This window comes from Mesorhizobium sp. GbtcB19 (assembly GCF_019091085.1).
GTDB lineage: Bacteria > Pseudomonadota > Alphaproteobacteria > Rhizobiales > Rhizobiaceae > Mesorhizobium.
On record NZ_JAGXJY010000267.1, the window covers coordinates 1 to 265 of the forward strand.

The 265-nt window shown below is 28.3% G+C and carries 1 protein-coding gene; it reads left to right on the forward strand.

Annotated features, from left to right (window positions below):
• The coding region (locus KVT37_RS32290; RefSeq protein ID WP_217579036.1) for an oligosaccharide flippase family protein at positions 1–265 on the forward strand (265 nt) is incomplete at both ends.

Genomic DNA, 265 nt, shown 5'->3' on the forward strand with positions numbered 1-265 from the left:
TGCCATTTCTTTCTAGGGTCTTAGGAGTAAAGGCATTAGGAATAAACAGTTATACTTTTTCAGTTGTCCAAATTTTAGGTGTATTGGCCTTTTTAGGAATTGGTCAACTGGGTATTAGAAGTATAGCAAAAAATAGAGATTCTCAAAATAAAGTAAATGAAACATTTTGGGGACTATGGTTAATTCAATTTTTAGCAGGAATTGTAGTTATAGGGTTATATACATACAATATTATAAATGTAAATAAAGAATATAGAATGTATTT